29 protein-coding genes and 2 pseudogenes are annotated in these 26,427 nt (G+C 61.1%); 16 read left to right on the forward strand and 15 right to left on the reverse strand.

Annotated elements, in window-relative coordinates; genetic code table 11:
- A pseudogene (gene istB / locus CHB90_RS14400) lies at positions 1-207 on the forward strand (IS21-like element ISPkr1 family helper ATPase IstB); the annotation flags it as partial.
- 614 nt (positions 208-821) lie between these two features.
- Here the strand turns inward: istB and CHB90_RS14410 are convergent.
- The 4 genes from CHB90_RS14410 to ltnD are packed head-to-tail and all read right to left on the reverse strand — an operon-like array spanning position 822 to position 4,367.
- On the reverse strand, positions 822-1,583 hold the full coding sequence (locus tag CHB90_RS14410) for a hydroxypyruvate isomerase family protein (RefSeq protein ID WP_089278576.1): 762 nt from the start codon (positions 1,581-1,583) through the stop codon (positions 822-824).
- The gene (otnC, locus tag CHB90_RS14415) at positions 1,583-2,230 is read right to left on the reverse strand and encodes a 3-oxo-tetronate 4-phosphate decarboxylase (RefSeq protein ID WP_089278577.1); all 648 of its coding nucleotides are present in this window, start codon (positions 2,228-2,230) and stop codon (positions 1,583-1,585) included. Before otnC ends, CHB90_RS14410 begins: the two co-directional genes overlap by 1 nt.
- The gene (gene otnK / locus CHB90_RS14420; RefSeq protein ID WP_089278578.1) at positions 2,227-3,465 is read right to left on the reverse strand and encodes a 3-oxo-tetronate kinase; all 1,239 of its coding nucleotides are present in this window, start codon (positions 3,463-3,465) and stop codon (positions 2,227-2,229) included. The genes otnC and otnK overlap by 4 nt, the downstream gene beginning before the upstream one ends.
- Positions 3,465-4,367 (reverse strand): L-threonate dehydrogenase, encoded by a 903-nt coding sequence (gene ltnD / locus CHB90_RS14425; RefSeq protein WP_089278579.1) that lies wholly within the window; start codon positions 4,365-4,367, stop codon positions 3,465-3,467. Before ltnD ends, otnK begins: the two co-directional genes overlap by 1 nt.
- A gap of 171 nt (positions 4,368-4,538) precedes the next feature.
- Between ltnD and CHB90_RS14430 the strand changes: the two genes are divergently transcribed.
- The 3 genes from CHB90_RS14430 (at position 4,539) to CHB90_RS14435 (ending at position 7,108) form a co-directional block, all read left to right on the forward strand.
- Positions 4,539-5,543, forward strand: a complete 1,005-nt coding sequence (locus tag CHB90_RS14430) for a LacI family DNA-binding transcriptional regulator (protein WP_245823255.1) — start codon at positions 4,539-4,541, stop codon at positions 5,541-5,543.
- A 193-nt stretch (positions 5,544-5,736) separates the two neighbouring features.
- The gene (locus CHB90_RS27335; RefSeq protein WP_281256108.1) at positions 5,737-5,868 is read left to right on the forward strand and encodes a hypothetical protein; all 132 of its coding nucleotides are present in this window, start codon (positions 5,737-5,739) and stop codon (positions 5,866-5,868) included.
- A gap of 250 nt (positions 5,869-6,118) precedes the next feature.
- On the forward strand, positions 6,119-7,108 hold the full coding sequence (locus CHB90_RS14435; protein ID WP_089278580.1) for a COG3904 family protein: 990 nt from the start codon (positions 6,119-6,121) through the stop codon (positions 7,106-7,108).
- Between the two features lie 562 nt (positions 7,109-7,670).
- Here CHB90_RS14435 and CHB90_RS27550 read toward each other — a convergent pair.
- The 5 genes and pseudogenes from CHB90_RS27550 to CHB90_RS14460 form a co-directional block, all read right to left on the reverse strand.
- Positions 7,671-8,708: a helix-turn-helix domain-containing protein gene (locus tag CHB90_RS27550; RefSeq protein WP_089278581.1), complete on the reverse strand. Its 1,038-nt coding sequence runs from the start codon at positions 8,706-8,708 to the stop codon at positions 7,671-7,673.
- A gap of 152 nt (positions 8,709-8,860) precedes the next feature.
- A complete protein-coding gene (locus tag CHB90_RS14445) occupies positions 8,861-9,094 on the reverse strand; it encodes a hypothetical protein (RefSeq protein ID WP_089278582.1) in 234 nt (77 codons plus the stop codon).
- 307 nt (positions 9,095-9,401) lie between these two features.
- The gene (locus CHB90_RS14455; RefSeq protein WP_245823256.1) at positions 9,402-10,424 is read right to left on the reverse strand and encodes a tyrosine-type recombinase/integrase; all 1,023 of its coding nucleotides are present in this window, start codon (positions 10,422-10,424) and stop codon (positions 9,402-9,404) included.
- Positions 10,425-10,448: 24 nt separating this feature from the next.
- Positions 10,449-10,805: pseudogene (locus CHB90_RS27555) on the reverse strand (Arm DNA-binding domain-containing protein); the annotation flags it as partial.
- A 200-nt stretch (positions 10,806-11,005) separates the two neighbouring features.
- Complete coding sequence (locus CHB90_RS14460; RefSeq protein WP_089278585.1) at positions 11,006-11,488, reverse strand: MarR family winged helix-turn-helix transcriptional regulator; 483 nt, start codon at positions 11,486-11,488, stop codon at positions 11,006-11,008.
- 211 nt (positions 11,489-11,699) lie between these two features.
- Between CHB90_RS14460 and ectA the strand changes: the two genes are divergently transcribed.
- From ectA to CHB90_RS14480, 4 genes are read left to right on the forward strand one after another with little or no spacing between them, the layout of a single operon-like run.
- The gene (ectA, locus tag CHB90_RS14465) at positions 11,700-12,230 is read left to right on the forward strand and encodes a diaminobutyrate acetyltransferase (protein ID WP_089278586.1); all 531 of its coding nucleotides are present in this window, start codon (positions 11,700-11,702) and stop codon (positions 12,228-12,230) included.
- A 46-nt stretch (positions 12,231-12,276) separates the two neighbouring features.
- Positions 12,277-13,563 (forward strand): diaminobutyrate--2-oxoglutarate transaminase, encoded by a 1,287-nt coding sequence (gene ectB, locus CHB90_RS14470; RefSeq protein WP_089278587.1) that lies wholly within the window; start codon positions 12,277-12,279, stop codon positions 13,561-13,563.
- Between the two features lie 5 nt (positions 13,564-13,568).
- Positions 13,569-13,970: an ectoine synthase gene (locus CHB90_RS14475; RefSeq protein WP_089278588.1), complete on the forward strand. Its 402-nt coding sequence runs from the start codon at positions 13,569-13,571 to the stop codon at positions 13,968-13,970.
- Between the two features lie 4 nt (positions 13,971-13,974).
- On the forward strand, positions 13,975-15,393 hold the full coding sequence (locus CHB90_RS14480) for an aspartate kinase (RefSeq protein WP_089278589.1): 1,419 nt from the start codon (positions 13,975-13,977) through the stop codon (positions 15,391-15,393).
- 145 nt (positions 15,394-15,538) lie between these two features.
- Here the strand turns inward: CHB90_RS14480 and CHB90_RS14485 are convergent, their stop codons facing one another.
- Positions 15,539-15,952, reverse strand: coding sequence for a PACE efflux transporter (locus tag CHB90_RS14485; RefSeq protein WP_089278629.1), 414 nt, complete (start codon positions 15,950-15,952; stop codon positions 15,539-15,541).
- A gap of 419 nt (positions 15,953-16,371) precedes the next feature.
- Here CHB90_RS14485 and CHB90_RS14490 point away from each other — a divergent pair, with 419 nt between their 5' ends.
- The 3 genes from CHB90_RS14490 to tig all read left to right on the forward strand — a co-directional run bounded on the left by CHB90_RS14490 (position 16,372) and on the right by tig (position 19,146).
- A complete protein-coding gene (locus tag CHB90_RS14490; protein WP_089278590.1) occupies positions 16,372-16,878 on the forward strand; it encodes a putative pterin-binding protein in 507 nt (168 codons plus the stop codon).
- 113 nt (positions 16,879-16,991) lie between these two features.
- Positions 16,992-17,717, forward strand: a complete 726-nt coding sequence (locus tag CHB90_RS14495) for a sulfotransferase-like domain-containing protein (protein ID WP_089278591.1) — start codon at positions 16,992-16,994, stop codon at positions 17,715-17,717.
- Positions 17,718-17,820: 103 nt separating this feature from the next.
- Positions 17,821-19,146 carry a trigger factor gene (tig, locus tag CHB90_RS14500; RefSeq protein ID WP_089278592.1) on the forward strand — a complete coding sequence of 442 codons (1,326 nt, stop codon included), beginning with the start codon at positions 17,821-17,823 and terminating at the stop codon, positions 19,144-19,146.
- A 203-nt stretch (positions 19,147-19,349) separates the two neighbouring features.
- Here the strand turns inward: tig and rplI are convergent, their stop codons facing one another.
- From rplI to rpsF, 3 genes are read right to left on the reverse strand one after another with little or no spacing between them, the layout of a single operon-like run.
- On the reverse strand, positions 19,350-19,973 hold the full coding sequence (gene rplI / locus CHB90_RS14505; protein WP_089278593.1) for a 50S ribosomal protein L9: 624 nt from the start codon (positions 19,971-19,973) through the stop codon (positions 19,350-19,352).
- Between the two features lie 12 nt (positions 19,974-19,985).
- Positions 19,986-20,213 (reverse strand): 30S ribosomal protein S18, encoded by a 228-nt coding sequence (rpsR, locus tag CHB90_RS14510; protein WP_058310770.1) that lies wholly within the window; start codon positions 20,211-20,213, stop codon positions 19,986-19,988.
- Positions 20,214-20,235: 22 nt separating this feature from the next.
- Positions 20,236-20,607, reverse strand: coding sequence for a 30S ribosomal protein S6 (gene rpsF, locus CHB90_RS14515; protein ID WP_089278594.1), 372 nt, complete (start codon positions 20,605-20,607; stop codon positions 20,236-20,238).
- A gap of 240 nt (positions 20,608-20,847) precedes the next feature.
- Here rpsF and CHB90_RS14520 point away from each other — a divergent pair, with 240 nt between their 5' ends.
- Positions 20,848-21,105 carry a hypothetical protein gene (locus CHB90_RS14520; RefSeq protein WP_089278595.1) on the forward strand — a complete coding sequence of 86 codons (258 nt, stop codon included), beginning with the start codon at positions 20,848-20,850 and terminating at the stop codon, positions 21,103-21,105.
- Between the two features lie 105 nt (positions 21,106-21,210).
- Positions 21,211-21,789, forward strand: a complete 579-nt coding sequence (locus tag CHB90_RS14525; protein ID WP_089278596.1) for a YceI family protein — start codon at positions 21,211-21,213, stop codon at positions 21,787-21,789.
- Positions 21,790-21,861: 72 nt separating this feature from the next.
- On the opposite strand, the gene CHB90_RS14530 is transcribed toward CHB90_RS14525, so the two are convergent.
- On the reverse strand, positions 21,862-23,061 hold the full coding sequence (locus CHB90_RS14530) for a cytochrome b/b6 domain-containing protein (protein ID WP_089278597.1): 1,200 nt from the start codon (positions 23,059-23,061) through the stop codon (positions 21,862-21,864).
- 179 nt (positions 23,062-23,240) lie between these two features.
- Between CHB90_RS14530 and fabD the strand changes: the two genes are divergently transcribed.
- The 3 genes from fabD to CHB90_RS14545 all read left to right on the forward strand — a co-directional run bounded on the left by fabD (position 23,241) and on the right by CHB90_RS14545 (position 25,407).
- The gene (gene fabD / locus CHB90_RS14535; RefSeq protein ID WP_089278598.1) at positions 23,241-24,182 is read left to right on the forward strand and encodes an ACP S-malonyltransferase; all 942 of its coding nucleotides are present in this window, start codon (positions 23,241-23,243) and stop codon (positions 24,180-24,182) included.
- A 36-nt stretch (positions 24,183-24,218) separates the two neighbouring features.
- Positions 24,219-24,956, forward strand: coding sequence for a 3-oxoacyl-ACP reductase FabG (gene fabG, locus CHB90_RS14540; protein WP_089278599.1), 738 nt, complete (start codon positions 24,219-24,221; stop codon positions 24,954-24,956).
- A 217-nt stretch (positions 24,957-25,173) separates the two neighbouring features.
- Entirely contained in the window at positions 25,174-25,407 is a 234-nt protein-coding gene (locus CHB90_RS14545) for an acyl carrier protein (RefSeq protein ID WP_089278600.1), read from the forward strand.
- A 273-nt stretch (positions 25,408-25,680) separates the two neighbouring features.
- On the opposite strand, the gene CHB90_RS14550 is transcribed toward CHB90_RS14545, so the two are convergent.
- A complete protein-coding gene (locus tag CHB90_RS14550) occupies positions 25,681-25,974 on the reverse strand; it encodes a hypothetical protein (RefSeq protein ID WP_089278601.1) in 294 nt (97 codons plus the stop codon).
- Positions 25,975-26,427 lie beyond the last annotated feature (453 nt).

Below are 26,427 nucleotides of genomic sequence, written 5' to 3' on the forward strand. Positions count from 1 at the left end.
CAGACCGGCGGCCAGCTGCTGTTCCACCTCGTCAGTCGTCTCTACGAGCGCACGTCCATCATCGTGACGACCAACCTCGACTTCGGTGAATGGCCATCGGTCTTCGGAGACGCCAAGATGACGACAGCGCTACTTGATCGCCTTACCCACCACTGCGACATCGTCGAAACCGGCAACGAGAGCTGGCGCTTCAAGACCAGGGAGTAACCCAGGCCCCGCTGGCCCGACGCGGCTGCGCTGTGTGATGGCTACACCGCATCGGGCCAGCTACCCCTGCGCAAAATAAGGGGGTCATTTTTGGGCGCCGATAGGGGGTCAGGATTGCGTGCCGATTGACACCGAACCCTTATCGCCCAAACATGCTTGGGTTTCAGGGGCCGCTTCTGGCCCACGATGCGCCCCTTGTTCCAAGCAGGGCGAAGCGCGCGAATGGCAGGTAAGTTCGGTGTTGGCGTGACTGATCCTCCGATCCGCCACGCCCTCCACATCGACAACCCGACGTTGACGGATCATCATATCATGAAATTCTGCGGCGCATCCGAGGTCCGCAGCGAGCCCAAACCGACAGATGCCGCATCGAAAACAAATGGGTGCAATCCTCTGGTTAGCCGCCATTTGGATATGCGGACATGGATGGAGGCGTACTTCGAAAGAGTCGGATTGACTGCCGCGCAGGCATGCTAGAAATGCCCGGTCCGCCAAGGGCGCCACCCAAGATCAGCATCACGACCGGCCTTCAATTCGTCATGCCGAAAATCCGGTGAGTCCTTTGACGGAAGAATATCGAAGTGGTTCAAAAAGAACCACTATTCTGCATCTCCTCACACTAACGCCGACATCCACGACAGCGACGCATCCGTATCGCCTTGCGGCTTGTATTCCGCTCCCAGTGGAGCGCTCCAGCCGAAGCCTTCAATCTCCGAGAACACAGACCGATAGTCGATCTCGCCATGATCGGGTGTGCCACGGTCCGGCACCGAGGCGAACTGAATATGCCCGATAATCGGCAACAGTTCTTGCAGTCGGGTGATCACATCTCCCTCGGTTCGGCCCACATGGTAGCAGTCAAACATCAGTTTCAGATTGGGCGCGCCGATGGTTTCGATGATGTTCGCTGCCTGGCTTGTCGTCTGAAGAAAGTATCCCGGGGCGTCGTGCTGGTTCAGCGGCTCGATCAACATCGTCAGGTCGTGCTTTGCGCCTTTTCCGCAGGCGTAGTTGAGGTTGTCGACGAATGTCTGACGGGCGGAAGCGCCTTGACCGAATCCCGCCATGACGTGGATTTTCCCCGCGCCGATCTGGACCGCATACGCGATTGCCTCGTCAATTGCGGCTCGGGCCTCAGCCTCTCGTCCGGGTATTGCTGACAGACCGTTGTCGCCATTCTCGACGTTTCCGCGCCGGGTATTGAGACCCAGCATGTCCAGCCCGGTCTCGGCCAGGGCTGCCTTCACTTCCACAGCGGGCGTGTCATAGGGCCAATGGCACTCCACCGCGTGGAACCCGGCGGCCTTTGCCGCGCGGATTGCATCCGGCAGGGGGCGGTCTGCCCATAGAAAACCAAGATTGGCGGAAAATTGCATCATGCGTCCCACTCCACATCGAATTGCGTGACAACGGCGCGGACCTGTGTCTCGGTCAAGGCCTTTGCGCCCGTGCCGCCAAGCAGCATCGCCAACCTCGCGGTTTCTTCCAGTTCTTCGATCGCATTGCAGGCGGCTTCAATGTCTTTGCCTGCGACGACCGGGCCGTGGTTCGCCAGCATGACCGCGCTGCGTTTTCCCGCCAGCCCGCGAACCGCATCGCCCATTGCCGGGTCACCCGGCAGGAAAAACGGCAGCAGTTTCACTTTGCCCAATTTCATGATCGCGTAAGGAGTCAGCGGCGGCAGGAAATTATCCGCATTCGCATTCGGCATCATTGACCATGCGACCGAGTGGCAGGAGTGCAGATGCACGACTGCCCCGGCACTGCTGCGCGTGTCGTAGAACGCCGTATGCAGCGGCATCTCTTTAGTGGGCTTATCACCCGAGGTCAGAACGCCCGCTGAATCGAACCGGCTAAGTCGCGCCGGATCGAGTCGGCCAAAGCTGGTGCCGGTTGGCGAGACCAGCAGGCCGCCGTCTTCGGTTCGCGCAGAGATGTTACCGGTGCTTCCATGGGTCAGCCCCCGGTCGAACAATGACTTTGCCAGCAGGCAAATCTGCTCGCGCAGGTCGGTCTCGGTCATGTCTCACCTTTGAGCAGGCGGTCGGCTTTCTCGAAGAAGTCCTCGGCGCCGAAATTCCCGGACTTCAGGGCAACCACCAGATCGGGGCGCGCTCTGAGCGCAGGAACGCCGGGGTCGATTTCCGGGCCGATCTCAAGTGTCCCAAGATCGAGCCCCTCGATGACGGCGCCGGAGGTTTCGCCGCCTGCGGTAATCACGCGGGTCGCGCCGCCCGCAACGCCCAGCCTCGCGACATCGGCGAAGAAACCTTCCAGCGCCTCGGACGAGGCATCGCGGCCATATTTTTCCTGTATTCGCGCGACCTCTGCCGGATCGGCGGAACTGTAGGCCAAGGGCAGGCCTTCGGCCCCAAGAAGCCAGTCGGCGATTTCCTTCGGCGCAAGACGGCTTTCGATGACATCTGCGGCCACAATCTCGCGCACCGGATGCTTTGCGGCATGCCGGGCAACCTGCGCCCGGGTCGCGACAGAGCATGATCCCGACAGCGCAATCGACTTACCGGCCTGGCCCGCCCAGGGGACCTGAGAGGCAGAGCAACCGAAATTGGCGGGCAGCCCTAGTGCCACGCCGGAGCCGCCGGTGATCAGCGGCAAACCTTTCGCGGCCATGCCGATCTCGACCAGATCCTCGTCGCGGATCGCATCCACGACGATATGGCGGTGGCCGGAGCGATGCTGTTCCTCAAGCGATTCAGCGATCCTATTGGACCCTGCAAATACGTGCTCGGCGGGCACATGGCCGACCGAGTATCTTGTCTGCGGAGCCAGCCAACGCCGGATATCCGGGTCGGTCATGGGGGTCAGGGGATGGTTCTTCATGCCGGATTCGCTGAGCAACCGGTCCTTCACGAACAGATGTCCCTGATAGATCGAGCGCCCAGTTCCCGGATACGCCGGGCAGACGATTACCTGGTGAGCGCCGAGCGCCTCGGCCAGGGCATCCGCCACCGGCCCGATGTTTCCCTCGGGCCTGGAGTCGAAGGTAGAGCAATACTTGAAGAAGAACTGCTCACACCCCTGCCGCTTCAGCCAGTCGAGCGCTTCCAGAGACTGCCGAACCGCGTCAATGGGGGCGATGGACCGGGATTTCAAGGCCACAACCCCAGCCTGAACATCCTTACCAGCAGGGGTGTCGGGGATGCTGGAATATTGCACCGTCCGCATGCCGCCCTTGGCCAGGGTGTTGGCAAGGTCGCTCGACCCTGTGAAATCGTCGCCGATACATCCCAGCAGCATCACGCTTCTCCCGGCAAGGTGAGCCCCGCGTTGCGGGCATAGACCTTGGCCACTGCCGCGTCATCCTCGCGACCGAGGCCCATCCCGGCGGCGGCCAGGTACTGCTGCATGGCGGCCGCCGTGATCGGTGCACTGAAACTCGCCGATTTCGCGATATCGAGCACGATCCTCAGGTCCTTTGGCCAGATATTGACCTGGCTGTGTGGCGTGTAGTCCCCAGCCACGATGTGCGGCGCGCGGTTTTCCAGCATCCAGCTTGTGCCGGCACACTGGCTGATGACCTCGACGAATTTCTCCGGCGAAACGCCCTGGGTCATGCCGAATGTCAGCGCCTCGGCCATAGTGGCGATGTGAACCCCGGCCAACAGCTGGTTGACGGCCTTCATTGCGGAGCCAGCCCCCGCGGCGTCGCCTAGCTCGAAGACTGTCTCGGCGGCGGCTTCCAGCACGGGACGGGCGGCAGCGAAGGCTTCCGGCGAGCCAGAGCCCATGATCGAAAGCTGGCCCTTGGCCGCTTTCAGAGATCCCCCGGAAATCGGCGCGTCGAGGTAGTGGATGCCAAGCGCATTGCACCTGGCTTCCATGTCCTTGGCGAACGCTGGCGGAACTGTGGCACAGGCGAGAATGACAGAGCCTTTGCGCATCGCAGGCACCACGCCGTTGTCACCGAACATGACCTCTTCGGTCTGAGCCGCATTGAGGACCACGATGACGGCGGCATCCAGCGACCCGGCAATATCTGCTAGGGCCCCGGTTGCTCCGCCCTCGGACTGAAACCGTTCCATCTGCGAGGGGACAACATCGAACCCATGGGCGACATGACCGGCGCGTAGGCAGGACTTCGCGATCCCGTATCCCATGGACCCAAGACCGATGATTGCTGTTCGGAACGTATCAGACATTTCGCGAGCCTCTCTGGTGTGATTCTTGACAATTGCCTTCAATTTCGGTATCGGTACCGGTATCGATACCAGTTGTCAATTTCGGATGATGCCTTGGTCGGCCAATTGCCACGGGTGTAGTGAAGCGATAGGCCGTGCGACGGTGAATTTAATGGAAAGAGCAGGCGTTCCTTGGACGAAAAGAACCGCGTGACACTCGCAGACGTCGCCGCCACCGCGAGCGTCAGCAAGATGACCGCATCGCGCGCCCTGCGCGGCGCTGGCGACGTATCCAAAAGCAATGTCGAAAAGGTCCTGCAGGCCGCGAAGGACATCGGCTATGTCGGAAACCACCTGGCGTCTTCGCTGTCAGGAAAGCGATCGGACCTGATCGGTGTGGTCGTTCCCAGCCTGGCGAATATTGTTTTCGCCGAGGTCCTCGCTGGGATAGCCGAGGGTATGGAAGGCAGCGGCATGCAACCGGTGTTCGGCGTTTCCGACTACGACACAGACAAGGAATACCTCGCTGTTCGGAACATGCTGTCCTGGTCACCCGCTGGCCTGATCGTCACGGGACTTGACCAGGACGAAACAACTCGGCGGCTCTTGGAAAACGCGGGAGTCCCTGTGGTGCAGATCATGGACATGGACGGGACACCGGTGGATGCATGTGTCGGGCTGTCGCATTACGCCGCGGGCGGGGCCATGGCCGAGGCGTTGGTCGCCGCAGGACGCAAACGGTTCGGCTATATCGGATGCAACATGAACAGAGATACCCGCGCGAACAAAAGGCTGGAAGGTTTCATGCGAGTTCTGTCGACAAAGGGTCTGGAAATTGCGGCTATTGAAATCTGCGATGGACCTTCGACGACGAAGTCTGGGCGTGATCTCACTGCACGCCTGCTGGCAGATAGCCCCGATCTGGATTGCATCTACTATTCCAACGACGATCTCGCTGCTGGAGGCGCCTTTCATTGCATTGCGGCCGGAATAAGTGTTCCGGATCGCGTAGCGCTCGCGGGGTTCAATGGACTCGATATCGTCGAAAGTCTGCCGGTCTCGATCTCGACGTCCCGGACACCACGAAGAGAGATCGGAAAAACAGCAGCCGAGTATATTGTACGCGCAAAAAAGACCAACGCAGGGCGCGAAAAGCGCATGCATGAGTACACACCCAGCTTAGAAGTCGGAATCTGACAGCTTCTGACAACACCGATTGTAGCGCGCCTACCGTCTTATGGAATTGCGCAAAATGACTTGTGAGAGCGGAAGTTCGGCCCATCAATGTGAACGGCAGTTCTGTCCGCTTGACCGACGATCAAGCCGCCGAAATGCTGCACGATGCACGATGCACGATGCACGATGCACGATGCACGATGCACGATGCACGATGCACGATGCACGAACGGCTGGTCTGGTGAAGCTGCACTGCGGCAAAGGCTTCATTGCTGAACGGCAGGAGTGGGCCGGAACCGCCAAGGCCGAACGCGGCTATTCTCAGACCTCGGTTGGCAAACGCTAGTCACGGCCCAAAAGTTGAGGGGCGCCTAATGTTGCCTCGTAAAGCTCCGTTACCATTCCTGCCCCTCGCGGTACTTGAATTAGCTGCCTTCGGTTCCAGCGGTTCTACGGCGCGAGCGTGACAATTGTCGCAGCATCTCCGGTTACGACGTCTCGCACAGTTGACGGCTCGTCTGCCGGTGCAGACGATGCAGTGGAGAGCCGATTGCCGACCACAGATGAGGGCTGCACAGTTGAGCCGAACAATTGCTATGGGAGCCGCATTCTGGTGTCTCGTTTCGCCGCTCGAGGCAGTTGCGGACGTCACCCAGCTGGACGACAGGACGATCCGGATCACGGGTGAATTCGACGCAAGGTTGGTTGACGAGTTCCGTGCAGTTGTCGCGCGAACTCCAAACGTCGCGACGGTCGAGCTTCATTCGCTCGGCGGTCGGGTCTACAGCGGTCTCGAGATCGCCCGGATCATCAACGACCTGAGGCTGAACACGTGGATCACCGCCGGCAGTGAATGCCATTCGGCATGCTCGATCGCCTTCCTTGCGGGCGAGCTTCGACTGGCCGATGGGCTGCTCGGCGTTCACCAGGTGTCGGGTGTGAACGACGATTCACTAACGCAATCCGTAATCTCGGACGTCTTCGATGCCCTCCGTCAGTTCGGCACTCCGGATGCCCTGGTTTCACGGATGTTGCGGACACCGCCAGACGATATCTACGTTTTCTCCACTGACGAACTCGAAGATTTGGGCATCAACCGGCGGTCCGGAGATGTCTCGACCGAGGACCTGCACCATCTGCAGGTCCTGACCAGCACCCTCAACCGGGACTGGCTCACGGGAACTTTCCTCAACACGCACACCCTCAAGCCGTTCTTCTCGATGGAGAGCCGGTCGCTCGATCCGGTCTTCCGCATCGTCTACTATCCGCATTCCGGCGTCTCGTTTGGCGAGGTTATCTGGGAGAACCGGGAATTCCCGCCCGGCCAGACGGATTTGACGCTCGTATTCGAACGCCGCGGCGAGGAGCCGGTATGGGCCCGGATCAGGGCCGATGTGGAGCGGAATGGCTACGCCTTCGACCTGCCCGCGGACGGAGCGTCCGGCCTCGAGACGTTCTTCGCCGCCTTCGCCTACGCCCATGAATTTGGCGTCGAGGATTTTGCGGGCAGAACCATCGTCGATTACAGCCTGGCGGGGTCACTCCGGGCGACGGAGCAGTTCATGACCCTTTTGCGGCAGCGCTGACGATGCCGGGCGCACGGCGCCACTAGCTGACGAATTGCGGAACGCCTTCAATCTTCTGGTCGAAAAGACTCATGCCTGTTCCCGAACCCCTTATAAAATCGCTGCCAATACACTCTATGGCAGTCGCCTGCGCAATCTGTTTGGGCTATTCTCTATCGATAGCTTGGTGGCCTTTATGGGGCGGACGCGCCTATCGGGAAGATGCTGCGACCATCTGCCTGCAACAAGTTCCTGCGTACAGCTGTCTCATTTTTCAAGTCCGCGAACGACTATTCGTGGCACTCAAGTTGACCCCCGGGAATTTGGGCGACAGACGGCCTGACCCTTGTTTCATGGGCGCACGCCGGGCGAAATAGGGGCAGTGGTGGAGTTACGCAGGCGAGAGGGCCGATTTCAGCGTCGCACAGTGTGCTTGGCGTGTCTTGGCGAACTGCGCATGCCGTTCTCGACGCCCCTCCGTCGTTGTGCGGGCACCCTCACGCTTGAAGCTCGGTCGGCATTCTCGCGGATCGGGCATTTTCAAAGGCGGGCCGCCGTTCTGGCAGCGCCGCAAGATCAGGGGTTAGCGCCAAACTTCGTTCGGGTCAGGCTCTTGGTCCCGGTGCTGGCGAAATAGCTCGTGGACAGCTTCGGCGCCGTAGTGGGCCGTAAAGTAGCGGTCCCAATCCGCTTCGGTCATTTCCGCAGTTTCCGGCGCGCATTCCCTCGCAGGTTCCAGTATCGGCTCCGGCTGGGCGACTGCTCGGACCTGCCCGTTGCGGATTTCAAATTCGGGCGGGGCATTCAGCAAGCGAACTCGATGGTTTGCAGGGAGGGCGATCACGTTTGGCGTCGGACCCTCAACCGAGGGACTAAGTCGCTCGGACCGGGACTCGCTAAGAGATGTCGGCGGATGGTGCGGCTCCTTCTTCGCGCCATCTTCAGCCTCATCGCCCGCGTCACCGTTGAGCAAAGCCGCTGCCGTTAGTGTCCGCGCCTCTTCTCTGACCTCACCGATTGCGTCTCCGTTCGACAGGGCTTTTGACGCTGCCGGCTGGTCCCGATCTGTCTCAGTAATATCCCTGAACTGTCCGCTCGTCCCTACGCTTGTAAGCCGGACGGGACGGTGGCGGCTTGGCCCCTTGTGTTCCCTTTTGTTTGCGTCTGGTGCGCTAGACGATAGGGGTCCAGCCTGCCAGACCATAGCATCTGCATCTTCGATCACGCTATCGTCTGGCCGGCTAGACGATAGAAATGCCGCGCTATCGTCTGGTGCGCTAGACGATAGTTGCTCCTCCGCATCCCCGTCCAGAGGACCTTTCTCGTCTGGGTCGTCAAACGGTTGAGGACGTCCCTCCAATTCTGGAAAACGGTAGGCGTTTGATGAGTGGCCCCCGGTTTGCCAGTCGATAAATCCGAGTTCCTTTAGCTTTTTCAGGTGGCTGCAAACGCTAGCTCGGGACAGTCCGCATGCAATCACAATGCGCTGAAGGCTGGGATTGCATTGGCCAGTTTTCGAATTGTGGTGATCGGCCAGCACGAGGAAGACAACTCGCATTCCCGAGCTCACTTGACGGTCCTGACCAATTTTCCAGACCATGTCCAGTGCCGCCCGGCTCATTCTCTTGTCCCCGCTTTTGAGCCTGTAGCAGAGTGATTGATAGGCTTGGATTTGGGCGGGTTTTTGTATATCGTTTTGAGCATAGGATTTAGCCTCCTAACCGTTAAAGATCACGCCCCGTCCGCTTGTCCCAGCGGCGGGGCGACTTCGTTTCAGGCGGGGTGGATTTCGCGGACTCTCCTGCCAAGCTCGATCCGCCAACCGGAGTCGTCCTGCACAATCGGCAGGCCGAGGTTGCGCAAGCGCCGGGCTGTGGCGTCGTTCAAGGGAAAGCTGGAACCCGACGCACTTGCCGCAGCCAAGCGCCGGACATGCACTAAGTCCGGTGGCAAGAGGCGCACATACAGCGCCTCGCCACCTGCCTCGATTTCAAGGGTGGCTCTCATGTGGCCACCTCGGCGGTGCTGGCAACGGGCTCGCCTACGAGTGCTTCGGCCCACGTGTCGAGCGATTCACGGTCGTAGAGGACACTCCGACCAGCCTTTCGAAACTGGGGGCCGCCTCCAAGACAGCGGAGCTTGCGCAACGTTGCAGGCGTGCGAGCAATCCCGTGTTGGTTCCGGAGATAAAGGGCGGAGTCGGCGGTGTTTAAACGTCTCATTTGGGTTCCTTCGAATCATCGTGTTTCGGATGTTCCGACTGTCAACCCTGTGGCCTTCGTGGCCAATGCACGCGACCTTAAGTGGCCGTAAGTTACTGATATTGCGGAAACTGGACAATCTTGTCTGCGACCCGCTGTCGTCCGCCCATCGCTTCTGCCACAGCATCGCCAAGACGGTCGGCGGCAGATCGCAAAGCATGATCAACGACGTGGATGTAGCCCGCTGTTACACCGCTCGACGCATGACCGAGGATTGCGCCAATGGTGGGCACACTCAGACCCATGTCATGGCCGGTCGATGCAACCGCGTGCCGCAAATGGTGTGGCGTGGTTTTGGCGAGAGAATTCCGATCTTGTTCATCAAGTTCGGGAGACGCGGTGATCCGTGCCCACGCATTCGGAAGCGAAGCATAAGCCGCTCCATCGATCCGAGGTGCGGGAAACACGAAACCTTGACCCCAAGCGCCCGGCAAGTCGTCCAGCACGTCGATGGCTCCCCGTGACAGCGGACGAACGCTGCGACCAGTCTTGGAGCTTGCCAGATCGAGCTTGCCAGAGGAACGGTGGACTTCTGACCATCGGAGGTTGACAGCCTCACTGCGTCGCATCCCGGTCAGTGCGATGAGCCTGACCAGAGCAATCGCCCGCCAATCTTCCCCGCAATCTTCTGCGGCGTCCAGCGCCCGACCAAGCGCCGCATAAAGGCGCGTCACGTCACCAAGCGTCCGCTTCTTGTCCGAGGATCGCTTCACCCCATGTGCCACGTTGGTGGCGATGTAGCCTTGCTCAACCGCGAATGTCAGAATGCCCGAAAGCAGACCGGCAGTTCGACGTGCGGTCCCTGCGCCTCCCGTGACGACTGTACGTCCCCGAAGTTTGCCCGACGCTTCGCTGCGCGCGGTCTTTCCGATCTCCACGTTCCGGATGAATTGCGCGATGTCTTGCCGTGTGATTTCGTCCAGCCGCTTCTTGCCCAATAATGGTAGGATGTGCTGTCGGATGCGCCCCCGGTCGGTCTCCAATGTGCTTTGTGCCTTGGGCCGCCCTGATCGATTCAAGATACGCCCGGCTTCGGCCTCTGACAGGTATTCCGCGCAGAGGGTCGCAACGGTCATTGCGTCCCGCTTGGCTCGCGCGTCTCCGATTGGGTCTGCACCCAGTTGCACTTCGGCAAGGATCTTCTGCGCCGCCTGCCGCGCCTGTTGCAGAGTAGGGTGGCCGGACTTTCCAAATGTGCCAAGGGTCTTGCGGCGCGTGCGGCCATCTGTGGTTTTGTGCTGCACGAGGAAGGAGGCTGTCCCTTGGGGTTTCACACGAACACCGAACCCCGGCATGGTTTCGTCCCATATGAAAAACTCTCTACCAGTTGGCTTGAGGTTCCGCAGAAAGGGCAGGGTGATCTTTGCTCGCATGTCAGTTCCTCTATTGGGTCCTCTATTGGGGGAAGCGGCGGGGAAGCCGGAGGGAAGCCAAAAGTGGTATCTTCCCGAAACCATGGAGAACGTATATCACAGGATTGCTGATCGTAAAATCAGTAAGTTAGATGGACAATCAACTTTGGGGAGCCTTCGGAAACACGCTGATCGATGCCCTCCGAAGGCAGAGGCCAGAGGTTCGAATCCTCTTGGGTGCGCCACCTTTCCCGAACGACAGCAACTTTGTTTGTGCGACCGAGGTCCGGGGCAGGGCAGGGCGGTCAGTGATCCAGCGCGTGTTTGATGTCCCCGGTGTCCAGCACCGGCGAGGCGTCCAGATCGTCGGCATCCAGCATCGCCGCGACGCGTTCCAGACTGGACACCAGCATCGCCTGTTCCCAATCCTCCATCGCGGCAAACTTGCGCACAAAGCGTTGTTGCAGCGGGTCGGGGGCCTCTGCCAATGTCTGACGCCCGGCGGCGGTGATGTGGATATTGATCTGGCGGCGGTCGGTCTCTGACTTTTCGCGCAGCGCCAGGTTCTGCTTGACCAGTTTGTCCACCAGCGATGTCACCGTCGCCTGCGACACGCGCATCTGGACAGAGATTTCCTTGGCAGTGGCGTGACCGCGTTCGCCGATGATCTGAAGCACGCGAAACTGCACGGCGGTGACGCCGGCGGCCAGCTTCAACTCCCGACTGTACAGTTCTGTCGCGCGCAGAATGCGGCGGATGGCGATCAGGCAGGTGTCAACGCGGTCCATCGGCTGTCCAGTACAAGGGATTACTTATCCTACAAGGCGTTTGAACGCCCTACAAAGGGAATAATGATTTGTAAAACTAAGTGCAACTATGGCTCATATGGGTGTTTCGGGGCCGGAAGTGGCCAGATTTGCACAAAAACTGCTTTGCACGTTGAAATACATGCTGCGTTGTCCTAAGTAACACTCAAAGCAATCAAGGAGACTTCGTCCGATGCAACACCCGCGTGATATCACCCGTTCGTCCTTCCCCACCCTTCGTTGCCCCACGGCAGAGGATGGCGCGGCGATCTGGGAGCTGGTGCGCTCGTGCAAGCCGCTCGACGAAAATTCGATGTATTGTAACCTGCTCCAGTGTGATCATTTCGCAGACACCTGTGTCGTGGCCGAACTTGACGGTGAGGTCGTGGGCTGGGTGTCCGCGTATATTCCGCCCAACGACACGGACACGCTGTTCGTGTGGCAGGTCGCCGTGTCCGAAAAGGCGCGCGGTCTGGGGCTGGGCGGCCTGATGCTGCAGTCGATCCTCGACCGTGAGGTTTGTGAGGATGTGGAGCGGATGCAGACCACCATCACCGGCGACAACGAGGCGTCCTGGGCGCTGTTCCGCAAGTTTGGCCGGTCGCAGGGCCGGGGGCTGGATGTCCAGCCGTACTACACCCAGTCGCTGCACTTTCAAAAACGGCACAAGACCGAGAATCTAGTCACGATCAAGCTGGACGAAGAGATGGCGCAGGCGGCCTAGGCCCCGCGCCCCTCGTCCTTCCCTGAACAGAATGAGAGAGACACACATGTCATCGCAGACCTTCAAACCGACCATTTTCAAACGACGTGAATCCGAAGCCCGCAGCTATTGCCGCGGGTTCGACACTGTCTTTACCACCGCGCTGGGATCGGAAATGACCGATGCGGCGGGCCGCACCTATATCGACTTTCTGGCGGGCTGTTCCTCGCTCAACTACGGGCACAATGACCCGGACATGAAGGCCGCCCTGATGGCGCATCTGTCCGAAAACGGCATTGCGCACGGGTTGGACATGCACACTGGCGTCAAGGCGCGCTTTCTCGAGACGTTCGAGGATGTGATCCTCAAGCCGCGCGGCATGAACCACAAGGTCATGTTCACCGGTCCGACCGGCGCCAACGCCGTCGAGGCGGCGATCAAGCTGGCCCGCAAGGTCACCGGACGCCACAACATCATCGCCTTCACCAATGGCTTTCATGGCATGACCATGGGCGCGCTGTCCTGCACCGGCAACGCGGGCAAGCGCGCCGGCGCCGGCGCGCCGCTGGGTGGCACAACCCATATGCCGTTCGAGGGCGCCTTTGGCGAGAACGTCGACAGCCTTGAGATCATCGAACAGATGCTGAGCAACCCGTCTTCGGGTGTCGATGCTCCGGCCGCGTTCATCATCGAGCCGGTTCAGGGCGAGGGTGGTCTGAACGCCGCATCGCCCGAGTTCATGCAGGGCATCGCGCGTCTTGCCAAGGAACACGGCGCGCTGTTGATCGTGGACGACATTCAGGCAGGCTGTGGCCGCACCGGCCCGTTCTTCTCCTTTGAGGAGATGGGGATTGAGCCGGACCTGATCCCGATGGCCAAATCCTTCAGCGGGATGGGCCTGCCGTTTGCGGCGCTGCTGATCAAGCCGGAACTGGACATCTGGAAGCCCGCTGAACACAACGGCACCTTCCGTGGCAACAACCACGCCTTTGTGACCGCCCGCGTGGCGATCGAAAAATTCTGGAGCGATGACACCCTGCAAAAGGATGTCGCGCGCCGGGCGACGATGATCGAACACACGCTGGAAACCATCGCGACGATGGTTCCGGGGGCCAAGCTGAAAGGCCGCGGTATGATGCGCGGCGTCGATGTCGGCTCTGGTGAACTGGCCAGCGCGATCTGCGCCGAGGCGTTCGAGAACGGTCTGATCATCGAGACGTCGGGTGCCGGGGATGAGGTGGTCAAGATCCTGGCCCCGCTGACCACGCCGGACGAGGTGCTGAAAGACGGATTGAACATCCTGACAGAGGCGGCGCGGTCCGTTCTGACGACCCAGAAAATGGCGGCGGAGTAACCGATATGATTGTTAGGGACTTCGAACAGATCAGCAAGAACCAGCCCGACCGCGTCGTGTCGGATGCCCAGTGGACCAGCGTGCGGATGCTGCTGGCCGACGACGGCATGGGGTTTTCGTTTCACATCACCTTCCTCGAGGCGGGCTCGGAGCATGTCTTCGAGTACAAGAACCACTTTGAGAGCGTGTATTGCATGCAGGGCAAGGGATCGATCACCGATCTGGCCACCGGCGAGGTGCACCACATCAAGCCGGGCGTGATGTACGCGCTGGACAAGCACGACCGTCATCGCCTGAAAGCGGACGAAGAACTGGTCATGGCCTGCTGCTTCAACCCGCCGGTGACCGGTAATGAGGTCCACCGCGAAGATGGTTCCTATGCAGCCCCCGAAGAGGTGGAGGCCTGAATTCATGACCCATACGGTTGAAAAGGTTGGCGGGACAAGCATGTCCCGCCTCGCAGAATTGCGTGACACGTTGTTCCTGACAGAGGGCAAGGCCGCCTATGGCCGTGTTTTTGTGGTCTCCGCCTTTGGCGGTATCACCGACCTGCTGCTGGAACACAAAAAGACCGGAGAGGCGGGCGTGTTCGCGCGTTTCGCCAATGCCGAGGACGATCACGGCTGGCACGAGGCGCTCAGCCGCACCAGCGAGGCGATGATTGCCGCGCATGAGGATGTGCTGGATCATCCCGGTGACATCGAACAGGCCACCGCCTTTGTGCAGGAACGCATCGAGGGCGCCCGCAACTGCCTGATCGACCTGCAACGCCTGTGTTCCTACGGCCATTTCCGGCTCAACGCGCACCTGCTGCACATCCGCGAACTGCTGTCGGGCCTGGGTGAGGCGCATTCCGCGCTGGTCGCCACGCTGCTGCTGCAACGCTCTGGCGTGAACGCCCGGCTTGTCGACCTGACCGGCTGGCGCGATGAGGACGAGGTGACGCTTCAGGAACGGCTGGACCGGGGCATGGCGGGCATCGACACCGCCACCGAAATGCCCATTGTGACCGGCTATGCGCAGTGCCAAGAGGGCCTGATGCGCGAGTTTGATCGCGGCTATTCAGAGGTGACGTTTTCGCGTCTTGCCGCCCGGACAGGCGCGCACGAGGCGATCATTCACAAGGAATTTCACCTGTCCTCCGCCGATCCGCGCATCGTGGGGGCCGACAAGGTCCGCAAACTGGGCCGCACCAACTACGACGTGGCCGACCAGATGGCCAACCTGGGGATGGAGGCGATCCACCCCTCGGCGGCCAAGACGTTGCGTCAGGCCGGTGTGCCGTTGCGCGTCACCAATGCTTTTGACCCGGGCGATCCCGGCACGTTGATCGACGACCAGCCGGCCGATGCGCCGGGCGTCGAGATTGTCACCGGGCTGGACGTGATCGCGCTCGAGGTGTTCGAACAGGACATGGTGGGCGTCAAGGGCTACGACGCCTCCATCCTCGACGCGCTGACCCGCCACAAGGTGCGGATCGTGTCCAAGGTGTCCAACGCAAACACCGTCACCCACTACGTCGATGCCTCGCTGAAGGCGCTGCGCCGGGTCGAGGCCGATCTGTCGGAGAAATACCCGCAGGCCGAACTCAGCACGCGCAAGCTGGCGCTGGTGTCGGTCGTGGGCCGCGATCTTGGCGGGCTGGCGACGTTGCAACGCGGGCTTCAGGCCTTTGACGATGCGGGGATCTATTCCGTTGGCGCCAGCCAGGGACCGCGCAATGTGGACACCCAGTTCATCCTCGAACGGGCAGATATGGAAAAGGCCATCCAGAGCCTTCACAGCGCCTATTTCGATGATGAAGACAAAAAGGTCGCGCTGGTCGCCTGAGGCGATCCGCGACCGTCAAGAACAGGCCGCGCAAAGTGGCGAGAGCAGACTTGGGCCGATCCCTTTGGGGTCGGCCCTTTTTTTGTGGCGGAACAGCGAGTGTGCCCGGCGGGCCTCGTCTGTGATCAGACACCCAAGGTCATGTTTATTCGGACACGGGATAGAGCAGATCGTACACCCAGTTGAATACAAAGGCATAGACCAGGAAAAACACGACAAAAGCGATGTCCATGATCAGCGCCTGCCAAAGACTGATCCCAAGGAAAAGGGCAAAGAGCGGCAAGGTGACGACCAGCAGCCCGGCTTCGAACAGGAGGGCGTGCAGGACACGTTCGGCACCCGTCTTTTGAACGCGGCCCTTGAGACGCTTCAAGGCGTGATCAAACATCAGGGTGTAGAGATAGTTCCACAGCGTTGCGAGGACAGACCCGATGATCGCGACGACGCCGATATCCTTGGCGTGCATTCCGAACCCCACGGCACCAGGCGGAACAATCAACAGAATGCCGACAATTTCAAAGCTGATTGCGTGACGAATTCGGTCCTGTGGTGTTCGCATGGTGATCCCCATCTACTGCCCGGGTCGTCCCGGAAATCTGCCCCGATGGGGGAGGTCGTCCTTGGCTCTGAACATATGAATCGCAGTGCCAATTTCCACACCGGACCGGGGCTCAATCGGGAAAATTCCTGTAGGGCGAGACTGGCCGGTGGTGGCAGCGAAGGAAACCGGGACATCCGCGTTGTCTGGACACCCACAGGCGTGGCGGGGAACGCAGACCGACGTTATGCCGGAAAACGGCGCAATAGGTCGCCGATCGGCCCCCCTGAGTATGTCCCCGCAATGGCAAAGAAACATCTGCACGCGCCGTGCTTTGGCTGCATCCTATTCCTACGGATATGTTGCCCGCCTCTAGTACGTCATGTTCTCTGAACAAACCTGTGGCAGGAACACTTCAGGGCTCAGAGGTTTGAAACATTATGAAATCCGCATTGTTCGCAGCGGCCTGCGCCGCCTTGTTTACCCTCACGCCGGCGGCTGCTCAGGAACTGCCCGAACCGCAGGGCAAGGTCGTCCTGACCGTCACCGGCAACATAGCCCGCACCAATGGCGGACGCGCCGCGCGTTTCGACCTCGACATGCTGCGGGCCATTGGTGAGACCCGGGTGGTGACCGACACGATCTGGACCACCGGCGATTTGGTCTTTGCCGGGGTCGAACTGGTCGATCTGCTGGACTACCTCGATGCCGCGGGGGACGATCTTGGCGCGCGGGCGATCAATGATTACGCGGTCACCGTGCCGATAGCGGACGCTGTCGAGGGCGGCCCGATCATCGCCTATGAAATGGATGGCAAGACCATGTCGCGCCGCGAAAAGGGGCCGCTGTGGCTGATCTATCCCTATGCGTCGTCCAGCGACTACCGGACAGAGGTGATCTATGCCCGCAGCATCTGGCAGCTTGACCGTTTGATCGTGGGCGAATGAACCGGGGCACCGGCGGTTTATCTGCGTTCTGATGGCTCGACGCGGGCGCCGTTTCGGCGCATGTCGGACCACATGACACAACAAGCCTTACCACTGGAACAAGGGAACGCGGAATGAACATTGCGTGCTGGTCCGGCCCCCGCAACCTGTCGACCGCCCTCATGTATGCCTTTGGCGCGCGGCCTGATTGCGCGGTCTGGGATGAACCGTTCTATGCCGCCTATCTGGATCGCACCGGGATACACCACCCCATGCGCGATGAGATCATTGCGGCGGGCACAACCGACCGGGCAGAGGTGGCCCGACGCTGCGCTGCTCCTGATCCGGGCGGCGCGGCGCATGTCTATCTCAAGCTGATGACGCATCATGTGCTGGACGGCGACAGCCTCGACTGGGCCGCGCGCGCGGCGCATGTGTTCCTGATCCGCCACCCGGCGCGGGTGTTGGCCAGCTATGCGGTCAAACGCGAAAACCCCGATCTGACGGACATCGGCTTTGCCCAGCAAAGCGCGATTTTCCAGACGGTGCGCGCGCGCGGCTGGCGCTACGCGGTGATCGACAGCACCGACATTCGCCGTGCGCCCGAAACCGCGCTGCGCGCGCTGTGCGGGGCCATCGGACTGGCATTTGATCCGGCCATGTTGTCATGGCCTGCGGGTGGACATGCGGACGATGGTGTCTGGGCGGCGCACTGGTATGACGCCGTCCACCGCTCGACCGGGTTTGCCGGGGCAGAGGGGCCGATGCCTGCGGTCGATCCGGCCCTGAGTGCGGTTCATGACGCCGCATTGCCCCATTATCAGCAAATGCGGGCGGAAACGCTGCGGATTCCGGTCTGAAAGCGGCTTGCACCGGGCCGCCTCGGGCAATAGAAGGTGCCAAATTCGACGACCATTCGCGCCCCGGTTTCCGGGGCGCTTGACCATTCCGAGGGAAAACAAGATGCAGGTCACCGAGACGCTGAAAGAGGGCCTCAAGCGCGGCTACGCCATCACCGTGACGGCGGCCGAGCTGGATGAGAAAGTCACCGTCAAGCTGAAAGAAGCGCAGCCCGACATCGAGATGAAGGGGTTCCGCAAGGGCAAGGTTCCGCTGCCGCTGCTGAAAAAGCAGTTTGGCCAGCGCGTGCTGGGCGAGACCATGCAAGAGGTCATCGACGGTGCCATGAACCAGCACTTTGAGGACAGCGGCGACCGCCCGGCGCTGCAACCCGAAGTCAAGATGACCAACGAGGACTGGACCGAAGGCGACGACATCCATGTCGAAATGTCCTACGAGGCGCTCCCTGAGGTGCCCGAGGTCGACGCGTCGGGAATCGAGCTGGAACGTCTGGTCGTCAAGGCCGAGGACGAGGCCGTCGACGAGGCGCTGAAATCGCTCGCCGAAACCGCGCAGGACTTTGAGGACAAGGACGGCGCGTCGGAAGACGGCGATCAGGTTGTCATCGACTTCGTCGGCAAGGTCGACGGTGAACCGTTCGAGGGCGGCGCCGCCGAGGATTACCCGCTGACGCTGGGCTCGGGCTCGTTCATTCCCGGCTTCGAAGAGCAGCTGGTTGGCGTGTCCACCGGCGACGAAAAGGCCGTCGAGGTCAATTTCCCCGAGGAATACGGCGCAGAGCATCTGGCCGGCAAGGCCGCGATCTTTGACGTGACCGTAAAGGGCGTCAAAGCCCCCAAGGCCGCCGAGATCGACGACGAGATGGCCAAGAAGTTCGGTGCCGAGGATCTCGACAGCCTCAAGACCCAGATCCGTGAGCGCCTCGAGGCAGAATACGCCGGTGCCGCCCGTCAGGTGATGAAGCGCGCCCTGCTGGACAGCCTTGACGGTCTGGTCAGCTTTGAACTGCCGCCGACCCTGGTCGACGCCGAGGCCAAGCAGATCGCGCATCAGCTGTGGCACGAGGACAACCCGGACGTGCAGGGCCACGATCACCCCGAGATCGAGACCACCGAAGAGCACACCAAGCTGGCAGAGCGCCGCGTGCGCCTTGGCCTGCTGCTGGCCGACCTTGGTCAGAAGGCAGAGGTCGAGGTTTCCGAGGCAGAGATGACCCAGGCGATCATGAACCAGGCGCGTCAGTATCCGGGCCAGGAGCGTGAGTTCTTTGAATATGTGCGCCAGAACCCGCAGATGCAGCAGCAGATGCGCGCGCCGATCTTCGAAGACAAGGTGATCGACCATATCGTCGAAAAAGCCAAGGTGTCGGAAAAAGAAGTCTCGAAAGAGGATCTTCAGAAAGCGGTCGAGGAACTGGACGAGGCATAAGCCTTACCAGTTTGGACTTGACGCAAAGCCGCCCCAAGGGGCGGCTTTTTGCGTTTGTGCAGCGGGCAGGGCCAGCGATGGGGGGGGCACGCCACCCCAAATGCGCCAGACACTGTAGCACCGCGCTGAACACCGACCAGACACAACGAAAAAGCCCCCGCGCATCGTTGCGCGGGGGCCAATCTGTGCGCAAGAGCGCGCTATCAGTCGTCGTCGCCGTCTGCGGCGGCGGCATCGGTACGCACCGGAGCGTCGCCATCGTCGTCGTCTGCGGCTGCACCGATCTCATCGAACAGCTGCGACACTTCGAAATCGGCTTGTGCCTCTTCCTCTGCCGCCAGTTCGCGGATCGACTTGCCGCTTTCCTGCAACTCGGCCTCTTCGGGCGAGCGCGCGACGTTCAGCGTGACCACACACATGACTTCGGGGTGCAGGTGCACCTCGACGTCGTGCAGGCCCAGCTCCTTGATCGGCGTGCGGATCAGAACCTGCTTGCGGTCGATCGAGAAACCTTCCTCGGTGGACACATCGGACACGTCACGGGTGGTGACGGACCCGTACAGGTTCCCGCCGTCCGACGCCTGACGAATCACGACGAACTGCTGTCCGTCGAGACGCGATGCCAGTGCTTCGGCTTCGGTCTTGGTTTCGAGGTTACGCGCTTCCAGCTGTGCTTTTTGCACTTCGAACTGCGCGATGTTCTCTTTCGACGCGGTCAGCGCCTTGCCCTGCAACAGCAGGAAGTTGCGTGCGAAACCCGGCTTGACGTCGACGACGTCGCCCATCTGGCCCAGCTTGGCAACACGTTCGAGAAGGATAACTTGCATGTCAGGTTCTCCTTACTTCACGGCGTAGGGCAGCAGGGCGAGAAAGCGGGCGCGCTTGATGGCGCGGGCCAGTTCACGCTGCTTTTTCGCCGAAACGGCGGTGATACGCGACGGCACGATCTTGCCGCGTTCGCTGACATAGCGTTGCAGCAGGCGCGTGTCTTTGTAGTCGATCTTGGGTGCATTGTCGCCCGAGAAGGGGCAGACCTTGCGGCGGCGGAAAAACGGTTTTGCGGCCATGGGTTAGCTCTCCTTCTTCAGATCAGTCGCGGGGACGGCGTTCGCGGCGGTCGCCACGGTCACCGCGCTCGTCGCGCTTTTGCATCTGGACCGAGGGGCCCTCGACATGGGCATCGACCTTGATGGTCAGGATGCGCATCACGTCATCATGCAGCCGCATCAGGCGTTCCATTTCCTGCACGGCAGACGCGGGCGCGTCGGTGCGCAGGAAAGAGTAATGACCCTTGCGGTTCTTGTTGATCTTGTAGGCCATCGTCTTGACGCCCCAGTACTCGCTTTCAACGACTTTGCCGCCGTTGTCAGTGAGAACCGTGGAGAAGTGTTCGACAAGCCCTTCGGCCTGCGCGTTGGACAAGTCCTGACGCGCGATAAAGACATGCTCGTACAGCGGCATGTGCACTCCATTTCTATCGAGGCGCATTTCATAGGGCAGGGGTCTGATCCTTCCACACCCTGCCCACGAGAGACTGCGCGGGAAAACGTCCTTGCGGAAGGAACGCCCCATATACACGCATCGCCGCGATCCGCAAGGGCCGTCCGGCGTGTCAACGGATTGCCCCGGTCGTGCCCAATTCACGGCTCAATCTCAGGTTTAACCTAGCGATAACCAAAAAACCGAGAGGACGAGAGTACCATGGCACTGACAGAGATCGCACAGACCGGCTACGCCAAATCCGCGGACAAGGCACCCGCCGACCGGCTGCCGGTGAACATCGACGGCATGGCCCGCCGGCTAGTGGGGGCGGCGATGACCATCGCGGCCTTCCTGTTGTGGCTGGTGCCAGAGGGGATCACCCTGCCGTCCGTCCTGCTGATCAAGCTGGGCGTGTCGATCGTCTTTCTGGGTGTCGGCCTTACCCTGATGACGGTGCCTAAGAAGCCGGCAGAGTGATCTGTTCGGGGTCGCACGGACCCTGTTGATTTTGCGGGAATTGAGCGGTGCACAGCATCGCGCCATCTGTTCCGGCACATGAACCGAACAGAAAGTGCAGTCCCGATGAAACAGTTCTTCCTTGCCACGGCGTTCGCCGCGCTCCCCTTTGCCGCGCTGGCCAGCGACGCCGCTGAAACCTATGTGCTGGACCCCAGCCACAGTCAGGTCGTCTTCACCTATAGCCACCTTGGCTATTCGACGACCTACGGCATGTTCTCTGGCTTTGACGGCCAGATTGCATGGGACAAGACCGCGCCTGAGAACTCGACCGTCACGGTATCCTTCCCGGTGCGCAGCATGTTGACCGGCTGGGAAGCGCGGTTCGAACATTTCATGACCGCCGATTTCTTTGGCGCGGATGCGGATGAGATGGTGACATTCACCTCAACCGGCATCGAAGTGACCGGTGAGACCACCGCCATCATCACCGGCGGCCTGACGCTGAACGGTGTGACCAAATCGGTCGCACTGGATGCCAATTTGAACCAGTCGGGTGATCACCCGATGGAAGGCAAGCCTTGGGCCGGTTTCGACGCCACCACCACGCTTGTCCGGTCTGACTATGATCTGGGCATGTTCGCGCCCTACGTCAGCGACGAGGTTCAGGTGATGATCTCGGTCGAGGCGATGAAGGCCGAATAAGCCTTTCGCAGCGAGACAAAAAAGAACCCCCTGCGCCGCTCGGCACAGGGGGTTTTTCTTTGGCTGATGGAATTACTCAGCGCGTTCGGCGGTCAGGGTCACGTCGATCCGCACCATGTGATCCAGTTGCGCGGGGTCCGTCATGTTGTCGCCGATCCCGAAATCGCGCCGATCCAGCGTCGTGGACCCGGTCATCTGCGCCACATTGCCGTCGATGGTCAGGGCAAAGGGCAGGGTGATCGGCACTTGCCGCCCTTTCAGGTCCAGCGTGCCATTGGCCACCAGCCCGTTGTCGCCGCGCAAAATCTGGGCGGTGAATATCGCTGTCGGGAATTGCGTCGCATCAAAGAAATCCGGCCCCATCGCCTGCGCCGTCACTGACCCCAGCGTCAGCGAGCCGATAGCCACCTCAACAGTCACGTCGCCCTTTGGTCCCAGTCCATCGCTTTCGTCATAGGTGATCTCTGCTGTCCATTCACCAAAAGATCCCTCAACTTCCTGCCCGAATTGCCGCACGCCAAGGGCAAGCGTGCCTTCGGTGACTTGCCAGTCGCTTTCGACCTTTTGCAGCGTGGCGACCTCAGCCGTTTCCCCGCCGTGCCCATAGGCACCGACAAAGCCGCCCAGCACCAGCGCCACGGCCCAAGCCGCCAAAGCCGTTGCCGCAGCGCCCAGCCCATGCGACCGGGTCTTGGGACCACTGGCCTGCGTTCTGCAGGGCAGCATCCGCCGCAGCGTTGCATCGCGGTCGATCACATGGTGCTTCACCGCGCCCGCGATATGCAGCCCCAGTGACAGCACCAGCACCCAGACAAAGACCCAATGCAGGCCAGAAGCTATGCCGGACAGTGTCTCGCTTTCCGGCACCAAAGGTAGCGACTGACCAAACGGCCACCAGATCGGCGCAAACCCTGCGGTTGCCGCGTGATGCACCCAACCCGACAGCGGCACCGCCACCAGCGAGCCGTACAGCAGCCAATGCACCGTCTCGGCGGCAAACGTCTCGGCCCGGCGCTCAGGGTGCAGCGGCGTAGGCTTGGTCTGGGTCAGCGCCCAGAGGATGCGCGACAGCGCGATGAAAAACAGCGCCACGCCCACGGTCTTGTGCAGGGAAAACAGCCACGCCTTGTTGGCCAGTTGTTCGGCGGTGTCATAAGGCAATTCATTGGCGATCAGGCCCAGCGGGATCATCCCAAGGATGCCAAAGGCGGTCAGCCAGTGCAGGGTTTTGGTAATCGCGCCATAGCTTTGCGATGTGTTGGTCAGTGCCATCTGTGGTCCTCGACGTAACGGTCTCTTTGCGGCTACAGCTAACGCAGGGGCCGCAGGGCACAATTCCGCGCGCTCGCACAGGGGGCCAGCGCCGTTGCAGAGCAGCCCCAAGTGATTGCGGAACGCGGCGCGGACGGGTAAGCCCTGCGGAACGGAATTTTTCTGCTGAGGAGACGGGCATGAGCCGCGCATTCATCTTTCCCGGGCAGGGGGCGCAGACCATTGGCATGGGCCGCGATCTGGCCGAGGCGTATCCGGCGGCGCGCGCCGTCTTTGACGAGGTCGACGAGGCGCTGGGGCAAAAGCTGTCATCGCTGATCTGGGAGGGCGAGATCGAGACGCTCACCCTGACGGAAAACGCGCAACCGGCGCTGATGGCCACCTCCATGGCCGCCATGCGCGCGCTGGAGGCAGAAGGCATCGCTATCGACGCCGCCGCCTTTGTCGCCGGGCATTCCTTGGGCGAATACTCTGCACTGACCGCTGCGGGCGCGCTGACCCTCGCCGATGCCGCGCGCCTGCTGCGCAAGCGCGGGCGGGCCATGCAGGCCGCTGTGCCGGTGGGCGTCGGCGCCATGGCGGCCCTGCTGGGTCTGGATCTGGACGCCGTGCGCAAGGTCGCCGCCGAGGCCGCGCAGGGCGATGTGGTCGCCGCCGCCAATGACAACGATCCCGGTCAGGTGGTGATCTCCGGCCACAAGGCGGGCGTCGAACGCGCCGTCGATCTGGCCAAGGCGGCAGGCGCCAAGCGCGCCGTCATGCTGCCGGTCTCCGCGCCCTTCCACTGCGCCCTGATGCAACCCGCCGCCGAGGCGATGGCACAGGCGCTGGCCGACGTGCAGATCAAGACCCCCGCCGTCCCCCTCATCTCCAACGTCGAGGCCGCCCCCGTCAGCGACCCGGACCAGATCCGCGCCCTGCTGGAGGCGCAGATCTGCGGCGCGGTGCGCTGGCGCGAATCCGTGCAGGCCATGGTGGACGCGGGCGTCGAGGAGTTCTGGGAAATCGGCGCGGGCAAGGCCCTGTCCGGCATGGTCCGCCGCATCCACCGCCCGGCCACGGTCCGCAACATCGGCGCGGCGGCAGACATCACCGCCGCGGTCGAGTCCACCAAGGGCTGAGGCTCAAAGCCGCGCACTGAACAAAGAGGAAAAAGCATGTTCGACCTGACCGGAAAATCCGCGCTGATCACCGGGGCCTCTGGCGGCATCGGCGGCGCCATCGCCAAGGCGCTGCACGGTGCGGGCGCCAACGTCGGCCTGTCCGGCACCCGCGTGGACCCGCTGAATGAGCTGGCCGCAGAGCTGGGCGACCGCGCCTTTGTGCTGCCCTGCGACCTTGGCGACGCCGAGGCCGTGACCGCGCTGCCCAAACAGGCGGCAGAGGCGATGGGCAGCGTCGACATCCTGGTGAACAACGCCGGCATCACCCGTGACAACCTGTTCATGCGCATGTCCGACGACGAATGGCAAAGCGTCATCGACGTCAACCTCACCTCCACCTTTCGCCTGTGCAAGGGCGTGCTGCGGGGCATGATGAAGGCGCGCTGGGGCCGCATCGTGAACATCTCATCCGTTGTGGGCGCCACCGGCAACCCCGGTCAGGGCAACTATGCCGCCGCCAAGGCGGGCATGGTCGGCATGTCCAAATCGCTGGCCTATGAGGTCGCCAGCCGCGGCATCACCGTCAACGCGCTCGCCCCCGGCTTCATCGAAACCGCGATGACCGACAAGCTGACCGATGACCAGAAAACCGCCATCCTGACCCAGATCCCCACGGGCCGCATGGGTGCCCCGGCGGAGATTGCGGCAGGTGTGCTCTATCTTTCCAGCCCCGAAGCAGCGTATGTGACGGGGACGACGTTGCACATCAATGGCGGCATGGCCATGTTGTAAAACGTCCGGCGGGCTGTTGCACTGCGGCGTGGGAAAGCGTTTGCCATCCCCGCCGCCTGTGCTATAGGCCGCGCAGATTTGCCGCCGGTGGCCCGCCTTTGCGCGCCACCGGCACCCGGCTTTCCGGGAGATCGAGCCGCCCGCAAGGGCATAAGACGCCACGCCACGGGCAGGGCAGAATGGGCCACAGCGCCCGACAGACTTGTGAGGAACAGACATGAGCGACATCGCAGTTCGCGTGAAGAAGATTGTGGTCGAGCACCTGAGCGTCGAAGAAGAAAAGGTGACTGAATCTGCCTCGTTCATCGACGACCTCGGCGCAGACAGCCTGGATACCGTGGAACTGGTCATGGCCTTCGAAGAAGAGTTCGGGATCGAGATTCCGGACGACGCGGCCGAGACCATCCAGACGTTCGGCGACGCGGTGAAGTTCATCACCGAAGCTCAATAAACGTTTCGCCACCGGCGACATTCAGACGGCGCTCCCTTGCGGGGGCGCCGTTTTTCTTTTGGGGTGTCTGTCTTGCTGGGGGCCAAAGTGGAGTTGGTCAGGCATGTGACGGCTGTGCGGACCTTACGGACCTTCGCTGCAAGTGCGCCAAAGTCCGGTTCGGCGAGCCGTTCAACAAACGGTCCTTTTGGCAAGCCGCGGGTGTCTGGGGTCCGCTGCGGTAGGAGCCAGCGTTCCCGTATCAGTTCAAGATTGGATATGCTGTATATACCATCAGTTTCTGACGCCTTCGGTCTTTCTAATCCGAATATCCACGCCATCGCCCAACAGTGTTGGGCCGGATGTCACCCCCTGCACCCGTTCGACGTCTTTGACAGCGCTTGAGGCCTTGGTGCTTTCACGCGCATTATAAATGTCCTCAAGTTCCCCCTGGTCAGGTAATTCAAGGCATTCCCAATCAGGATCCGTTTCGCAGGGCTGATCAGCAGCAAAGCTTGGTGTTAGACCATTTGCGGTCAATATGGTGGCAAGAAATGCAGTGACGAGAAGCTTGCGTGTTGTGAACATCTGAATTCTCCTCAGAAAATTAATTTAGAAAGATTGTTTCAAAATAATACCGGATGTCAGAATGTTATTCAATAACAACCGACATTCCCCAAGTAGCCTGCCGTTTGGGGCCAAAACCCTCCTTATTGGAATGACGGGAAACGGATCGTCTTTGCGCCACCAAAAATCCCGTTCAAAACCTAAGCAGTTGTTGACGGTTTTTGGCCGACACATGGTAGCAGACGTTAGCTGCATTGCAGAAAATCGGTAAAGAGGGCTCAAAGCGGTCCTCGAGTGTGCCGACCTCAGCACACCAAGCGCCGCTAGACAACCGCACAAGCCGCAACGTCACATTAGCTGTCTCCGCCAGAGCCACGATTCACCATGGCCCCTCCGTCTAAAACAATGCCACGCCCCCCCCATCCCACACTGGCCTTTCCCCAAGAGGCGGCGCTAAGTAGCGTCCAACCTCAC

It is taken from the genome of Antarctobacter heliothermus (assembly GCF_900188425.1).
In the GTDB taxonomy this organism is placed as follows: Bacteria; Pseudomonadota; Alphaproteobacteria; order Rhodobacterales; family Rhodobacteraceae; genus Antarctobacter; species Antarctobacter heliothermus.

Excerpts from the sequence above, each read along its gene's own strand:
- CHB90_RS14410 (WP_089278576.1), bottom strand. The coding sequence starts at position 1,583 with ATGCAATTTTCCGCCAATCTTGGTTTTCTATGGGCAGACCGCCCCCTG.
- otnC (WP_089278577.1), bottom strand. The coding sequence starts at position 2,230 with ATGACCGAGACCGACCTGCGCGAGCAGATTTGCCTGCTGGCAAAGTCA.
- otnK (WP_089278578.1), bottom strand. The coding sequence starts at position 3,465 with ATGCTGCTGGGATGTATCGGCGACGATTTCACAGGGTCGAGCGACCTT.
- ltnD (WP_089278579.1), bottom strand. The coding sequence starts at position 4,367 with ATGTCTGATACGTTCCGAACAGCAATCATCGGTCTTGGGTCCATGGGA.
- CHB90_RS27335 (WP_281256108.1), top strand. The coding sequence starts at position 5,737 with ATGCACGATGCACGAACGGCTGGTCTGGTGAAGCTGCACTGCGGCAAA.
- CHB90_RS14435 (WP_089278580.1), top strand. The coding sequence starts at position 6,119 with ATGGGAGCCGCATTCTGGTGTCTCGTTTCGCCGCTCGAGGCAGTTGCG.
- CHB90_RS27550 (WP_089278581.1), bottom strand. The coding sequence starts at position 8,708 with ATGAGCCGGGCGGCACTGGACATGGTCTGGAAAATTGGTCAGGACCGT.
- CHB90_RS14445 (WP_089278582.1), bottom strand. The coding sequence starts at position 9,094 with ATGAGAGCCACCCTTGAAATCGAGGCAGGTGGCGAGGCGCTGTATGTG.
- CHB90_RS14455 (WP_245823256.1), bottom strand. The coding sequence starts at position 10,424 with ATGACCGTTGCGACCCTCTGCGCGGAATACCTGTCAGAGGCCGAAGCC.
- CHB90_RS14460 (WP_089278585.1), bottom strand. The coding sequence starts at position 11,488 with ATGGACCGCGTTGACACCTGCCTGATCGCCATCCGCCGCATTCTGCGC.
- ectA (WP_089278586.1), top strand. The coding sequence starts at position 11,700 with ATGCAACACCCGCGTGATATCACCCGTTCGTCCTTCCCCACCCTTCGT.
- ectB (WP_089278587.1), top strand. The coding sequence starts at position 12,277 with ATGTCATCGCAGACCTTCAAACCGACCATTTTCAAACGACGTGAATCC.
- CHB90_RS14475 (WP_089278588.1), top strand. The coding sequence starts at position 13,569 with ATGATTGTTAGGGACTTCGAACAGATCAGCAAGAACCAGCCCGACCGC.
- CHB90_RS14480 (WP_089278589.1), top strand. The coding sequence starts at position 13,975 with ATGACCCATACGGTTGAAAAGGTTGGCGGGACAAGCATGTCCCGCCTC.
- CHB90_RS14485 (WP_089278629.1), bottom strand. The coding sequence starts at position 15,952 with ATGCGAACACCACAGGACCGAATTCGTCACGCAATCAGCTTTGAAATT.
- CHB90_RS14490 (WP_089278590.1), top strand. The coding sequence starts at position 16,372 with ATGAAATCCGCATTGTTCGCAGCGGCCTGCGCCGCCTTGTTTACCCTC.
- CHB90_RS14495 (WP_089278591.1), top strand. The coding sequence starts at position 16,992 with ATGAACATTGCGTGCTGGTCCGGCCCCCGCAACCTGTCGACCGCCCTC.
- tig (WP_089278592.1), top strand. The coding sequence starts at position 17,821 with ATGCAGGTCACCGAGACGCTGAAAGAGGGCCTCAAGCGCGGCTACGCC.
- rplI (WP_089278593.1), bottom strand. The coding sequence starts at position 19,973 with ATGCAAGTTATCCTTCTCGAACGTGTTGCCAAGCTGGGCCAGATGGGC.
- rpsR (WP_058310770.1), bottom strand. The coding sequence starts at position 20,213 with ATGGCCGCAAAACCGTTTTTCCGCCGCCGCAAGGTCTGCCCCTTCTCG.
- rpsF (WP_089278594.1), bottom strand. The coding sequence starts at position 20,607 with ATGCCGCTGTACGAGCATGTCTTTATCGCGCGTCAGGACTTGTCCAAC.
- CHB90_RS14520 (WP_089278595.1), top strand. The coding sequence starts at position 20,848 with ATGGCACTGACAGAGATCGCACAGACCGGCTACGCCAAATCCGCGGAC.
- CHB90_RS14525 (WP_089278596.1), top strand. The coding sequence starts at position 21,211 with ATGAAACAGTTCTTCCTTGCCACGGCGTTCGCCGCGCTCCCCTTTGCC.
- CHB90_RS14530 (WP_089278597.1), bottom strand. The coding sequence starts at position 23,061 with ATGGCACTGACCAACACATCGCAAAGCTATGGCGCGATTACCAAAACC.
- fabD (WP_089278598.1), top strand. The coding sequence starts at position 23,241 with ATGAGCCGCGCATTCATCTTTCCCGGGCAGGGGGCGCAGACCATTGGC.
- fabG (WP_089278599.1), top strand. The coding sequence starts at position 24,219 with ATGTTCGACCTGACCGGAAAATCCGCGCTGATCACCGGGGCCTCTGGC.
- CHB90_RS14545 (WP_089278600.1), top strand. The coding sequence starts at position 25,174 with ATGAGCGACATCGCAGTTCGCGTGAAGAAGATTGTGGTCGAGCACCTG.
- CHB90_RS14550 (WP_089278601.1), bottom strand. The coding sequence starts at position 25,974 with ATGTTCACAACACGCAAGCTTCTCGTCACTGCATTTCTTGCCACCATA.